This window comes from Streptomyces sp. NPDC001544, assembly GCF_042894285.1.
Lineage (GTDB): Bacteria > Actinomycetota > Actinomycetes > Streptomycetales > Streptomycetaceae > Streptomyces.
The window spans coordinates 91,043-104,016 of the sequence record NZ_JBIAVN010000008.1; the positions used below are offsets into that span (position 1 = coordinate 91,043).

Consider the following 12,974-nt stretch of genomic DNA (forward strand, 5'->3'; position numbering starts at 1 on the left):
CGGCCTCCCCCGGTGCACTGCCTAGCGTGCCGAGTGACCGATCGTCCCCGCCTTCGTTCCCCCGTACGAGGGACTTGGCACGGGAATCGAGGATCAGAACCGAGGTGTACGCCCATGGAGGCCCCGCCGGACAACGACGTGCTCTGGGCACGCTCCCTTCAGTACACGCACCCCGACGGCTCGCCGGCGCTGGCCGGTGTCTCGGTCGGTGTGCGGGAGGGCGAGATCCTCGCCGTCAGCGGTCCGCGCGGCAGCGGCAAGACGACCCTGCTGCGCTGCCTCTCGGGCGAGCTGCGGGCGCAGGCCGGGGAGGTCTGGTTCAACAGCGTGCCGGTGCACACCATGGGTCCCATGCGCCGCGAGCGGCTGCGCCGGGACCGCTTCTGCTGGATCGACCCGGCACCCGTGCTGGTCCCCGAGCTGACCGTCTGGGAGAACACCGCCCTCCCCCTGATGCTGCGCGGCACCGGCCGCCGCCGGGCCAAGGCGGCCGCGCAGGAGTGGCTGGAGCGGTTGGACGTCGGCGACAAGTCCCGCAAGCGTCCGCACGAGCTGGTGCAGTCCGAACGCCAGCGCGTCTCGATCGCCCGGGCGCTGGCCCCCGCGCCGACGGTCCTCTTCGCCGACGAGCCGACGGCTCCCCTGCACCGCGCCGATCGCGGGCATGTGCTCAGGACGCTGACCACCGCGGCCCGCTCGCACGGCATCACGGTGGTGCTGGCCACCCACGACGCCGACACCGCGGCCCTCGCCGACCGCACGGTGGCGCTGCTGGACGGGCGGCGCGTGCAGACCGTGCACCTGCCGGGCTCGCCCGAGGCGGAAGGCCGGGCCGCGTGCTCGCTGTCCGTCTGACCCGGCTCGCCCGTCCCGCCGTCCAGCTGCGGCGTCTCCTGGTGGCGGCGGCCGCCGCGGGCACGGGGTTCCTGCTGCTGTGCACCCTCGGCTACGCGCTGGGCCACCCGGACGCGGCGCCCACCTCGCTCCTCCTCCGCCTGGGCTGGTGCGCGCTCCCGCTGGCGGCCACCGTCCAGCTCGCGGTGGCCGTCGCCCGCGCGGATCCCGGCACCAGGCCCCGGACCGGCCTGTCGGCGCTGGGGCTGGGTCCGGCCCGGCTGATGGCCGTCTCCGCCCTGACGACCGCCCTGTCCTGCACGCTCGGCTCGACGACGGCGCTCGTGCTCTTCCTGCACCTGCGCGGCGACCTGCCGGGCACGCCCTTCGACGGCGCCACCGCCTTCCTCGCCGCCGACCGCCCCCTGCCCGTCCCGGCCGCCCTCACCCTGCTGGCCCTGATCCCGGTCACCGCCTCGGCGGTGGTGGCACTGGTACTGCGGCCCCGGGACGCCCGGGTCCGGGTGTCCTCGCCCGCGGCTGCCGCCGATGCCGCCGTAGCTGCCGCAACTGCCGTAGCTGCGGGCAGTCGTGCCGCCCGGGGCGATGGGGGTACCCCCGCTCGAGCGAAGCCGGGAGTGGGGGAGGGTGGGCGCAGCGGCCCCTTGTCAGTGCCGGGTCGCGCGCCCGGTGCCCCCGCCATCGCCGACGGCGCACAGCAGTCCCCGGACGAGGTGACCGACCCCGAGACACCGGCCCCGGGCGCCTACCGGACCGACGCCCCCGGCAGCCACCCGCCGCCCCGAGAAGCCCCCGGCGGCCTCCCCTGGGGCATCGCCGTGCTGGCCGCAGGCCTTGCCGTGGAGTCCTACGCCGCCCCTTCCACCGCCGCCCTCCCGGAGGGCCCCGCGGCGGTACTCGCCGGCTGGATCCTCACCGCCCTGGGCCTCCGGCTCGCCGCCCCCGGCCTCACCCACCTGTGCGGGCGCCTGCTGCAGGCGGTCCGCCCCGGCGCGCTCAGGCTGCTCGCCGGCCGCGGTCTGATGGCGGAGTCCCCCCGTATCGGCCGCCCCCTGGGCGTCGTCTGCGCCGTCGTGTCCGGTGTGTACGCGATGACGGCACGGTACGACCGCGACCTGGCGTCCTTCGGTCCGCTGACCCGTCTCGGCACCCTCCTGGTGGCCGGCTGCACGATGGCCACGCTGCTCATGGCGGCCGTGGAGGCCAGGGAGTCCCGCGCCGACACCACCGCCGCGCTGCTCCGGCTCGGTGCCCGCGCCACGGTGCTGCGCGCCGCCGCGGCCCTGCGCGCGGGCGCGCTGCTCGCCCTGTTCGGCCCGCTCACCCTGGTGGTCGCCGGTCTCGCCGCGCTTCCCCTGGCGCGCTGAGCAGAGCTGACAGAGCTGAGAAAGCCGGGAAGAAAATTTTCCGACCGCCGATGAGTTCCGCGTCGGTCGCCGGTCCACATCCCCGTAACGCGCACCGCACCCCGACGGGAGACCCGGCATGTACCAGCAGATGATCTTCGTGAACCTGCCCGTGAACGACCTCGACGCCTCGAAGAAGTTCTTCACGGAGCTGGGTTACTCGCTCAACCCGCAGTTCAGCGACGACAACGCGGCCTCCGTCGTGATCAGCGACACCATCGTGGCGATGCTGCTCACCAGGCCGTTCTACGCGACGTTCACCGACAAGGAGATCGCCGACGCGACGAAGACCAGCGAGGTGCTGGTGTGTCTGAGCGCCGAGAGCCGCGAGAAGGTCGACGAGCTGGTGGACAGGGCGGTGGCCGCGGGCGGCACCGACACGGGCCGGACGCAGGACCACGGCTTCATGTACGGCCGCGCCTTCGACGACCTCGACGGACACACCTGGGAGATCATGTGGATGGACCCGGCGGCGGTCCAGGGCTGAGACCGGAGAACCCGGAGCCGGGCGCGGGCGGTTGTGCCAGCATGGGCGGGTGCATCCGACACCCGCCCAGCCCCACCGCGCCGCCCACGACCACGAGATCGAGTCCCTCGCCGAGTTCGACGAGGTGGTCGCCGAGCACGGCACCCTCGCCCGGTTCCGTGTGCAGGCCGTCGACCTGACGGGCCGTACAAGTGAGTTGCTCCGCCTGGACGCCTCGGGCGCCGTCTTCCTCGGCTGCCCGATGGACCCCGAAGCGACCGCCCGGGTGCGTGCAGCCGGGGCGTTGGTGTTCCCGCCCGTCCCGGGCCTGCCCTTCGACCCGTACCGGGGTTTCGTCTACACCCCCGACGAGCTGTTCGAGGCGCTCGACGAGGGGTACGAGGCGACGCCGGACGCCCAGGCGTACGTCTGGTTCCAGCGGACGAAGGCCGACGGGGACGTCTACTCGTCCATGCTGCGCGCGATCCACGACGACGCCGTCTCCGACGCGCTGGACGAACTCCTCGCCGGAGAGCGGGTGGTGGGCGTGATGGGCGGCCACGCGATGGCGCGCGGCACCGAGGAGTACGCCGGTGCGGCCCGCCTCGGCCGGGAGTTGGCGCGGGCCGGGTTCACGGTGGCCACCGGTGGCGGGCCGGGGGCGATGGAGGCGGCCAACCTCGGTGCGTACGCCGCGCCCTTCGACGACGGGATGCTCAAGGAGGCGCTCCAGCTCCTCGCCAAGGCCCCCTCGTTCCGGCCGTCCGTGACCGACTGGGCGCACGCCGCGTTCGAGGTCCGCGACCGCTGGCCCGGGGGCGGCGCGTCGGTGGGCATCCCGACCTGGTTCTACGGTCACGAACCGCCGAACGCCTTCGCCGCGCACATCGCCAAGTACTTCGCCAACGCCACCCGCGAGGACGGCCTGCTGGCCCGCTCCAACGCGGGGGTGGTGTTCCTGCCGGGCGCCGCCGGGACCGTACAGGAGGTCTTCGACAACGCGACCCCGAACTACTACGAGTCGCGGGGCGAGCCCACGCCGATGGTGCTCGTGGACCGGACGCACTGGACGGAGCGGCTGCCGGTGTGGCCCCTGTTGCGGGCGCTCGGCCAGGGCCGGCCGATGGAGTCCCGAATCGCCCTTGTTGACCGGATCGAGGAGGCTCCGGAGGCGTTGAAACGTCTCGCCGGTTAATAAGCGGGCAAAGCCAACGCGTGTAGAATGCTGATGCGTTGACACTACTTATGGAGCGCTTATAAACCTGTGAGCCTCTAGGGGTTGATGATGCTGACGATGGCTCACGATGCCGCCGTCGCGCCATCTCCCGCCCAGCCCCCCGCAGCTATGCAATCTGTAAAGGACAAACGTGTCCAAAACTCGCCGCAGCTCTCGCCGTTCCGTGCGCGTCCTGGGTGTCGCCTCCGCAACCGCCGCTCTGGCGCTGGGTGTCGCGGGCACCGCGCTCGCCTGCGACATCAGTGACTTCTCCGCCGAGGCCACCTGCGACGGCAGCAACGGCGTCATCGTCGTCACGGACAAGGACGCCGGCGGCACCCCGGCCGTCATCACCGTGTTCCTGGAGAACAACGGCGCCGACGTGAAGAAGGTCGGCAAGCCGACGGAGGTCAAGGGCTCTGCCGCGGGCACCCCGGTCACCTTCGCGGAGGACTGGAAGCCGAACGCGACGTACCGCGTCCACGTCAAGGCCGGCAACAAGGTCGACAAGGACATCACGCCCAACCTGACCACCCCCTCCACGGCCTGCAAGACCGAGGAGTCGGAGAAGCCGACCGCGACCGCGACGGAGACCGCGTCGGCATCGGCGTCGGCATCCGCCGACGCCCCCGCCCCCGCCAAGTCCGCGAGCCCCTCGGCCACGGCGACGGTCTCGGCGTCGGCGTCGGAGAGCGCGGGCACCGCCCCGGCCGGCACCTCGGACAACGCGCCGTCCCCGGCGGTCGGCGAGTCGAACCTCGCCGAGACCGGTGCCAGCTCCAACACCGGCCTGATCGCCGGTGTCGCGGCCGCCCTGGTACTCGTCGGCGGCGGCGCGGTGTTCTACGGCATGCGCCGCCGCGGCTCGCACAGCGGCCGCTGACCTCTCAGTTCCGGTCCGCCTCCGTGGCCCGTCCCGTCGTTCCGGGGGCGGGCCACTGGCGTCAAGGGCCTGTCCGGCGGATCATGCCGCAGACGCGGGGCTCGGCACGCCCATCCGCGGCGATGAGGCACCGCCCGTTTCCTGCGACCTGACCCGCCGGACCGGCCCTAGGGGGTGTCTTGTGGATCACGCCGGGGTCGCGGGGTCCGGCACGCACTCCCCCACTCTCGACTTCGCTCGAGCGGGAGGGGCCCCCACCGGCGTTGTCGTCGGTCCCCGACTCCCCCACGCTCGAACAGACTCGCGCGGGGGCACCCCCATCGCCCCCGCTCGGGTCGGCTGGAAGACGCCGCCGGTCTCAACCGGCCTGATCCACAAGACACCCCCTAGTCCGCGGACGGTTCCCCGTCCAGCACGACGATCTCGGCCGCGTCGAACTCCACGCCGACCGCGCCGCCGACCTCCGGCGCGTCCCTCAGCGCACACGCCGCCTCCAGGCGCGGGGCGTCCTCGGGCTGGAGGTGGACGGCGACATGGGTGCCCTTGAACGTACGGGCGGTCACCGTGCAGCGCAGGCCCTCACCGGCCGGGACGAGCCGGACCCCGGCGGGCCGGACGAGTACCGTACGGGCCCCCTGCGGCGCTCCTTGCGGCACCGGCAGCTTGCCCCAAGGCGTGTCCGCGGCCTCCCCGGCGACCGTCGCGTCGGTCACGTTGTCGAAGCCGAGGAAGCGGGCCACGAACTCGTCGGCCGGCCGCTGCCACACCTGAAGGGGCGTGCCCGACTGGGCGATCCGCCCGTCCCGCATCACCACCACCCGGTCGGCCAGCGCGAACGCCTCTCCCTGGTCGTGCGTCACGGCGAGCACGGTGGTCCCCAACCGGCCGAACAGCTCCCGCAGTTCCACCACCAGCCGCTCCCGCAGCGAGCGGTCGAGCTGCCCGAGCGGCTCGTCCAGCATCAGCAGCCGGGGCCGTGGCGCGAGCGCCCTGGCGAGTGCCACACGCTGCTGTTCACCGCCGGACAGCCCGGCGACGGCCCGGCGGGCCGCGCCCGGCAGGCCCACCAGGTCCAGCAACTCCCGCACCCGGGTGTCCCGTTGCGCCTTCTGGATCCCGTGCATCCGGAGCCCGAATTCCACGTTGCCGCCCACGTCCCGCTGCGGGAAGAGCTGGTGGTCCTGGAACATCAGCCCCACCCCGCGCCGGTGCGCGGGCACCCCGCTCTGGTCACGCCCGTCGAGCAACACCCGCCCCGAGTCGAGGGGTTGCAGCCCGGCGACCGCCCTCAGCAGCGTCGACTTCCCGCTGCCGCTGGGCCCGAGCACGCAGACGATCTCGTGCTCGGCGACGTCCAGGCCGACCGCGTCGAGCACGGCCCGTCCGCCGAAGCGCACGGTCGTGGCATCGAGGCTCAGCAGCATCAGAACTCCCCCGTCCGGTCCGTGCGCAGCCGCTCCAGTACCAGCAGGGCCGTCGCGCACACCAGCATCAGAATCGTGGAAAGGGCAATCGCCTGCCCGTAGTTGAGATCGCCGGGCCGGGACAGCAGCCGCGCCACCGCGACGGGCAGCGTCGGGTTGTCGGGCCGCGCGATGAACACGGTCGCCCCGAACTCCCCCAGCGACACCGCGAAGGCGAACCCGGCCGCGATCAGCAGCGCCCGCCGCACCATCGGCAGGTCGACCTCCCGCCACACCCGCCAGGGCGACGCCCCGAGCACGGCCGCCGCCTCCCGCAGCCGCCCGTCCACGGCCCGCAGCACGGGCAGCATGGTCCGTACGACGAAGGGCGCGCCGACCAGTGCCTGCGCGAGCGGGACCAGGATCCAGGACTGGCGCAGGTCCAGCGGCGGCCTGTCCAGCGCGATGAGGAAACCGAAGCCGACGGTCACGGCGGACACGCCGAGCGGCAGCATCAGCAGCGCGTCGAAGCCGCGCACGATCCGCCCCGCGTCCCGGCGGGCCAGCGCGGCGGCGGCCAGGGAGCCGACGGCCAGGGCGATGGCGGTGGCGGCGGCGGCGTACTCCAGTGAGGTCCACACGGCGTTCAGCGGCGCCACCAGGAAGGTTCCGCCGTCGGAGTCCGTCAGCGCCCGGTAGTAGCCGAGGCCGGGAGCGTCGAGGGAGCGCCGTACGAGCACGGCGAGCGGCAGGACGAGGAGCAGGGCGACGGTGGCCAGGACACCGGCCAGCAGCGCCCACTGGCCCACGCCGCGCGGCCGTCGCGCCGTCACCGAGGCGTCCACCAGGCGCAGGGCGGTCTCCCGCCGCCGCACCGTCCAGGCGTGCACGGCGAGGATCGCGCCCACCGCCACGAACTGCACCAGCGTCAGAACCGCGGCCGTGGACAGGTCGAAGATCTCGGAGGTCTGCCGGTAGATCTCGACCTCGACGGTGGAGTAGGCGGGCCCGCCGAGGATCTGCACCACGCCGAAGGAGGTGAAGGTGAACAGGAACACCATCAGCGCGGCGGCGGCCACGGCCGGCCCGAGGGCGGGCAGTGTGACCTTCCGCCAGGCACGCAGCGGCGACGCGCCGAGCATCCGGGCGGCCTCCTCCTGCCGTGGGTCGAGTTGCGCCCACAGCCCGCCGACCGTGCGGACGACGACGGCGTAGTTGAAGAAGACGTGGGCCAGCAGGATCGCCCACACGGTGGTGTCCAGCCGCACGCCCCACAGGTCGTCGAGCAGCCCGCCGTGTCCGACGAGCGCGAGGAAGGCGGCTCCGGCCACGACGGTCGGCAGCACGAACGGCACCGTGACCACGGCCCGCAGCACCTGCCTGCCGGGGAAGTCGAGCCGGGCGAAGACGTAGGCGGCGGGCAGCGCGAGCAGCAGGGTGAGCACGGTGGAGGCGAGCGCCTGCCAGACGGTGAACCACAGCACGTGCCGGATGTCGGGCTGGCTGACCACGTCCGCGATCCGCCCGAACCGCCAGGCGCCGTCCACCTTCAGCCCGCGCGCGACGATCGCGGCCACGGGCCAGGCGAAGAACACGGCGAAGAACGCGACGGGCACGGCCATGAGGCCGAGCCGCACCGCGTTCCCGCGCGCGCCTCTGCGGGGTGCTACCGCAGTACGAGTGACGTCCACGACTTGACCCACTGGTCACGGTTGGCCGCGATCTTGCCGGGGGCCATGGTCTCGGGATCGGCGGCGGGCGGCCCGTACTCGGTGAACTCGGCGGGCACGGCGGCGCCCTTCACCACCGGGTAGACGAACATGTTCAGCGGCATGTCCTGCTGGAACTCCTTGGAGAGCAGGAAGTCGATGAACGCCTTGCCGCCCTTGGTGTTCTTGGCGTTGCTCAGCAGTCCCGCGAACTCGATCTGCCGGAAGCAGGTGCCCGTCGACACACCGGTCGGGGCGGTGCTGGGCCGCTTCTTGGCGTAGATCACCTCGGCGGGCGGGGAGGAGGCGTACGACACGACGAGCGGCCTGTCGCCGCCGGCCTTCTTCCCTTCGGAGGAGCCGGAGAACTCCTGGTAGTAGGCCTGCTCCCAGCCGTCGACGACCTTGACGCCGTTCGCCTTGAGCTTCTTCCAGTAGCCCTGCCAGCCCTGGTCGCCGAACTGCGCCGCGCTGCCGAGCAGGAACCCGAGGCCGGGCGAGGAGGTGGCGGCGTTCTCGGTGACGAGGAGGTTCTTGTACTCGGGCTTGGCCAGGTCGGCGAAGGACCGGGGCGGGGCCAGCTTGTGCCGGGCGAAGTACGCCTTGTCGTAGTTGACGCAGATGTCGCCGTAGTCGACCGGCGTGACCCGGTCCTTGCCCTTGTCGAGCTGGTATCCGGCGCCCACCGTGTCCAGTCCCTTGGCCCGGTAGGACTGGAACAGCCCGTTGTCGAGGGCCCGTGAGAGCAGGGTGTTGTCCACGCCGAAGAAGACGTCGCCCTGCGGGTTGTCCTTGGTGAGGATGGCCTTGTTGACGGCCTGTCCGGCGTCGCCGCTCTTGAGGACCTTGACCTTGTACCCGGACTTCTTCTCGAAGTCCGCGAGCACGCTCTTGGACACGGCCCACGAGTCGTGGCTGACGAGGGTGACGGTCCTGGAGTCCGCCGCCCCCTTGGCGCCGGACGACCCGCACCCCGTCAGAGCGGACAGCGCCACGAGGCCGAGCCCGGCGGCCGCGGCCACGAACGTCTTGCGGTGCACTGGATGTCCTCCTGGGGTAGGCCAGGAAGAACGCGGCCCCGCCCGGAACGTCCGGGCAGGGCACAACAGCTTGAGTGGGTGACCGAACTTCCTACCCAGAATGACCTGGGCGAGGTTCAGAGGGTCTGCGGCCCGTCTGCCGCACTCTCAGCGCTGTGGCGCTCCCCTGTCGGAATATGAAGATGTGATGTGGCCAGATCCTATCGCTCCGTGGCCGCCAGCTGACCACAGGCCCCGTCGATCTCCTGCCCCCGGGTGTCCCGGATGGTGACGGGCACGCCATGCGCGGCGATGGCCTCCACGAACGCCCTCTCGTCCTCCGGCCGGGAGGCGGTCCACTTCGACCCGGGCGTGGGGTTCAGCGGGATGAGGTTGACGTGCACGGGCCTGCCCTTGAGCAGCCGCCCGAGCCGGTCACCGCGCCAGGCCTGGTCGTTGATGTCCCGGATCAGCGCGTACTCGATGGACAGCCGGCGGCCGGACTTCTCGACGTACTCGAACCCGGCGTCGAGCACCTCCCGCACCTTCCAGCGCGTGTTCACGGGAACGAGGGTGTCGCGCAGTTCGTCGTCGGGCGCGTGCAGCGAGATCGCGAGGCGGCACTTGAAGCCCTCGTCGGCGAACCGGTGGATCGCCGGGACGAGCCCGACGGTGGACACGGTGATACCGCGCTGGGACAGTCCCAGCCCGTCCGGCGCGGGGTCGGTGAGAGCCCGGACGGCGCCGACGACCCGCTTGTAGTTGGCGAGCGGCTCCCCCATCCCCATGAAGACGATGTTGGACAGCCGCGCCGGGCCACCGGGGACCTCGCCGTCCCTGAGCGCGCGCATCCCGTCGACGATCTGGTGGACGATCTCGGCGGTCGACAGGTTCCGGTCGAGCCCCGCCTGTCCGGTCGCGCAGAACGGGCAGTTCATCCCGCACCCCGCCTGCGAGCTGATGCACATCGTCACCCGGTCCGGATACCGCATCAGCACGGACTCGACGAGCGTCCCGTCGAACAGCCGCCACAGCGTCTTGCGGGTGGTCCCCTGGTCGGTCGACAGATGCCGCACCACCGTCATCAACTCCGGCAGCAGCGCCTCCCGCAGCTTGCCACGCGACCCGGCGGGGATGTCGGTCCACTGCTCCGGGTCGTGCGCGTACCGCGCGAAGTAGTGCTGCGAGAGCTGCTTGGCACGAAACGGCTTCTCCCCGATCTCGGCCACCACGTCCTTGCGCTCGGCAGGCGTGAGGTCGGCGAGATGCCGCGGCGGCTTCTTGGCTCCGCGCGGGGCGACGAAAGTGAGTTCTCCGGGTGCAGGCATAACCCCTCCAGTGTCGCAGATCAACTCCGGCGGCCCGGGCCGGAGCGGGGTGGGGACGGTCACCCGTGGGTGCTGTCTGTCAGCGTTGGTCGGCTTCGGACGGCCCAGACCCGGCCCCGGCCACTGCGAGGCGGATGCCGGGCTATAGTCGCGGGGTCGCGAAAAACGATGTCTCGCGGGTCCACCCGCCGGGCGTCGCACATACATCGACGCAGATGGTTCTGATCGGTGAGCGTCTCCTGCCGAGACCGGACACCCCGTCCGCTCACGGCGCTGACCATCGCCGACGCGTGTCGGCGCTACCCAGGGAGCGCAGCATGCAGAAGACCATCGCCATCGTCGGAGCGGGACTGGGCGGGCTGACGCTCGCCCGGGTGCTTCAGGCTCACGGTGTCGCCGCGACGATCTACGAGGGTGAGGCTTCGGCGACGACCCGTGCACAGGGCGGCCTGCTCGACATCCACGAGGAGACCGGACAGGTCGCGCTTCGCGCGGCTGGTCTGTACGACGAGTTCCTCACTCTGGTCCGCCCGGGCGAGGACGCCAAGCGTGTGGTCGACCGTCACGGCACGATCCTGTTCGACATGCCCGCGGACCCCGGTTCAGCCCGTCCTGAGGTGGATCGTGGCGAACTCAGGCGCCTGCTCATCGACTCGCTGGCGCCCGGGACGATCAGGTGGGGTCACAAAGTCGCCTCGGTCCGGCACCGTCCGGAGGGCGGCTACGTCCTCACTTTCGCGGAAGGTTCCGCCACGCGCGCCGACATCGTCGTCGGCGCGGACGGCGCCTGGTCGAAGGTGCGTCCGCTGCTCACGCCCGCCGAGCCTCTCTTCAGCGGAACCTGCTTCATCGAGATCGCCCTCGCCTCGGGCGGCCAGAACCGCCGGGCGAGCGTGGCTGCGATCGGCAGCGGCACGCTGATGGCCGTCGCGCCGGGCAAAGGCATCATCGCCCATCGCTACGCCGACGGGAGCGTGCGCGGATACGTGGCGCTGAACAAGCCCGAGGAGTGGATGGGGTCGATCGACTTCGGCGACCCGTCCGCGGGCCTCCGCCAACTTGCCGGCGAGTTCGACGGCTGGTCGCCGCTGCTCACCGCCTTCGTGACAGAGAGCGACGCGCAGCCGTGGCTCCGCCCCATCTACGCCCTTCCCGTCGGACTCACATGGGACAGGGTGCCCGGAGTGACGCTCGTCGGCGACGCCGCGCATCTGATGTCACCCTTCGCCGGCGAGGGCGCGAACCTCGCCATGTACGACGGCGCGGACCTGGCCGGCGAGCTGGTTGAGCAACCCGACATCGAGGTCGCGCTCAGCGCCTACGAAGAGCGGCTGTTCCCTCGCAGTAGCCACGCCGCCGAGCGCTCGGCGCAGAACCTGGAAGTCTTTTTCGGCCGGGAGGCACCGCAGAGCGCAGTCACTCTGTTCGATCACTCCTGATACCTCGGTCCGGGTTCGCGATCTTGCCGCGGACCCGGCGGGGAACGGGTACGGCCATCGCGTGATCATCGGGGGTCGGGTGAACTGCTGATGCTGGTGCGCTCAGACTCCCGCTGTCACTGCGGCGCCCAGGCCGATCGGGACGACGCCGGTCGTCACGCTGAGTCCCCGCAGGACGGCCGGCCGGGACACCAGGTGGCATCCTCGGCCGACGGCCCAGGTGAGCACCGACGGACCCCGAACCCGCCGGTCCGTGGCGAACACCAGAACCGGCCACCACCGGAAGGAAAGGAGCCAGAGCCGCGGTGAGGAAACCGGTGGCTGTTCAGACCTGCTGCTCGAACTCCAAGGCTTCGTACCGGCGCCCTGCGATGTCCTCGTGGGTGCCGACGATCAGCGTCTGGGTGTAGACGTCGCGGTCGATCGACTGACCGTGTATCTGCGCGAGGAGGACGAGATCGCCCTCGTCCGGAGCCGACTGCCAAGGGCTGGAGAAACCGCCCAGTTGGACGGCGACTCCGTATGAGGCGCCGCCCGCTGCCGCACTCCGCACGGCGTCCTCGAAATCGTCCAGGATGTCGTCCCGGTCCGCGCCACCGTCCAGGAACGCGCTGGTCGCCGGGGAGTCGCGCCAATCGGGTGAGACGGTCAGTCCCGGCACCGGATACAGAACATCCGGCTGGTAGACCCTGACCTGCTCCGGCTCCCCGTCGAGCTCGTACGTCGCCGAGCGTTCCGTGGTCCGCACGCCGGCGGGAACGTGGAGCACCACCGACGACTCCGGCTCGTACTCGATCTGGGTGAAGAACAACAGGCTCCCGTCTGACGGCAGCTCGATGTCCAGGGCTGCACGAGGGAGCGCCGCGCAATCGACGGTCAGCACCAGAGGGTTGCGCCCATCGGGCCAGTCGACGCCGTCCGGCAGGAAGGGGAGGCCTCCCGTGCGCGCGGCAGGACGGGCCTCTTCCCGCTGGGCGAGCGTCAGGCCGTGGAAAGCGACCAGGTGGAGGCACGGTCGGGAGCCGGCGAGCAGCTCCTGTGCGACCGGCCCGGGAACGCCATGCCTCGCGGCCGTCCGGAGAACGAGCTCTTCCACGATCGAAGTGGTCATACCGCGATCATGCCGGGACCCACTGACACCGACTGACCCCCAACTCCCGCTCCAGAAGGGCGCACTTACCACGCATGAGGGCGTGCCTTCGGCCGAACTGCTGTGGCGGCGAAAAGCAGCGCGCCGTGACCGCCGCCGG

At 71.7% G+C, this 12,974-nt stretch carries 11 protein-coding genes and 1 riboswitch; of the genes, 6 read left to right on the forward strand and 5 right to left on the reverse strand.

Features of this window, described 5'->3' with window-relative positions:
• The first annotated feature begins 114 nt into the window (after window positions 1-114).
• From ACFY0F_RS21500 to ACFY0F_RS21520, 5 genes are all read left to right on the forward strand, one after another.
• On the forward strand, window positions 115-855 hold the full coding sequence (locus ACFY0F_RS21500) for an ABC transporter ATP-binding protein (protein ID WP_388796468.1): 741 nt from the start codon (window positions 115-117) through the stop codon (window positions 853-855).
• Window positions 837-2,222, forward strand: coding sequence for a hypothetical protein (locus ACFY0F_RS21505; protein WP_388796471.1), 1,386 nt, complete (start codon window positions 837-839; stop codon window positions 2,220-2,222). The genes ACFY0F_RS21500 and ACFY0F_RS21505 overlap by 19 nt, the downstream gene beginning before the upstream one ends.
• Before the next feature lie 118 nt (window positions 2,223-2,340).
• Window positions 2,341-2,748, forward strand: a complete 408-nt coding sequence (locus ACFY0F_RS21510) for a VOC family protein (RefSeq protein ID WP_388796474.1) — start codon at window positions 2,341-2,343, stop codon at window positions 2,746-2,748.
• A gap of 49 nt (window positions 2,749-2,797) precedes the next feature.
• Window positions 2,798-3,922: an LOG family protein gene (locus ACFY0F_RS21515; protein WP_388796477.1), complete on the forward strand. Its 1,125-nt coding sequence runs from the start codon at window positions 2,798-2,800 to the stop codon at window positions 3,920-3,922.
• 172 nt (window positions 3,923-4,094) lie between these two features.
• Window positions 4,095-4,826 carry an LAETG motif-containing sortase-dependent surface protein gene (locus tag ACFY0F_RS21520; protein ID WP_388796480.1) on the forward strand — a complete coding sequence of 244 codons (732 nt, stop codon included), beginning with the start codon at window positions 4,095-4,097 and terminating at the stop codon, window positions 4,824-4,826.
• 386 nt (window positions 4,827-5,212) lie between these two features.
• On the opposite strand, the gene ACFY0F_RS21525 is transcribed toward ACFY0F_RS21520, so the two are convergent.
• The 4 genes from ACFY0F_RS21525 to rlmN all read right to left on the reverse strand — a co-directional run bounded on the left by ACFY0F_RS21525 (window position 5,213) and on the right by rlmN (window position 10,285).
• Window positions 5,213-6,250, reverse strand: coding sequence for an ABC transporter ATP-binding protein (locus ACFY0F_RS21525; RefSeq protein ID WP_388796483.1), 1,038 nt, complete (start codon window positions 6,248-6,250; stop codon window positions 5,213-5,215).
• On the reverse strand, window positions 6,250-7,851 hold the full coding sequence (locus tag ACFY0F_RS21530) for an ABC transporter permease (RefSeq protein ID WP_388796486.1): 1,602 nt from the start codon (window positions 7,849-7,851) through the stop codon (window positions 6,250-6,252). Before ACFY0F_RS21530 ends, ACFY0F_RS21525 begins: the two co-directional genes overlap by 1 nt.
• 44 nt (window positions 7,852-7,895) lie before the next feature.
• Complete coding sequence (locus tag ACFY0F_RS21535) at window positions 7,896-8,978, reverse strand: thiamine ABC transporter substrate binding subunit (protein ID WP_388796489.1); 1,083 nt, start codon at window positions 8,976-8,978, stop codon at window positions 7,896-7,898.
• A gap of 70 nt (window positions 8,979-9,048) precedes the next feature.
• Window positions 9,049-9,156: riboswitch (TPP riboswitch) on the reverse strand.
• A gap of 22 nt (window positions 9,157-9,178) precedes the next feature.
• On the reverse strand, window positions 9,179-10,285 hold the full coding sequence (rlmN, locus tag ACFY0F_RS21540) for a 23S rRNA (adenine(2503)-C(2))-methyltransferase RlmN (RefSeq protein WP_388796492.1): 1,107 nt from the start codon (window positions 10,283-10,285) through the stop codon (window positions 9,179-9,181).
• Window positions 10,286-10,602: 317 nt separating this feature from the next.
• Here rlmN and ACFY0F_RS21545 point away from each other — a divergent pair, with 317 nt between their 5' ends.
• On the forward strand, window positions 10,603-11,724 hold the full coding sequence (locus ACFY0F_RS21545) for an FAD-dependent oxidoreductase (protein ID WP_388796495.1): 1,122 nt from the start codon (window positions 10,603-10,605) through the stop codon (window positions 11,722-11,724).
• Between the two features lie 325 nt (window positions 11,725-12,049).
• On the opposite strand, the gene ACFY0F_RS21550 is transcribed toward ACFY0F_RS21545, so the two are convergent.
• A complete protein-coding gene (locus ACFY0F_RS21550; RefSeq protein ID WP_388796498.1) occupies window positions 12,050-12,835 on the reverse strand; it encodes a DUF1963 domain-containing protein in 786 nt (261 codons plus the stop codon).
• Window positions 12,836-12,974: the final 139 nt, after the last annotated feature.

Bases quoted from the DNA above. Each gene is read 5' to 3' on its own strand.
- ACFY0F_RS21500 (WP_388796468.1), top strand. From the start codon at position 115: ATGGAGGCCCCGCCGGACAACGACGTGCTCTGGGCACGCTCCCTTCAG.
- ACFY0F_RS21510 (WP_388796474.1), top strand. From the start codon at position 2,341: ATGTACCAGCAGATGATCTTCGTGAACCTGCCCGTGAACGACCTCGAC.
- ACFY0F_RS21525 (WP_388796483.1), bottom strand. From the start codon at position 6,250: ATGCTGCTGAGCCTCGATGCCACGACCGTGCGCTTCGGCGGACGGGCC.
- ACFY0F_RS21530 (WP_388796486.1), bottom strand. From the start codon at position 7,851: ATGGCCGTGCCCGTCGCGTTCTTCGCCGTGTTCTTCGCCTGGCCCGTG.
- rlmN (WP_388796492.1), bottom strand. From the start codon at position 10,285: ATGCCTGCACCCGGAGAACTCACTTTCGTCGCCCCGCGCGGAGCCAAG.
- ACFY0F_RS21545 (WP_388796495.1), top strand. From the start codon at position 10,603: ATGCAGAAGACCATCGCCATCGTCGGAGCGGGACTGGGCGGGCTGACG.
- ACFY0F_RS21550 (WP_388796498.1), bottom strand. From the start codon at position 12,835: ATGACCACTTCGATCGTGGAAGAGCTCGTTCTCCGGACGGCCGCGAGG.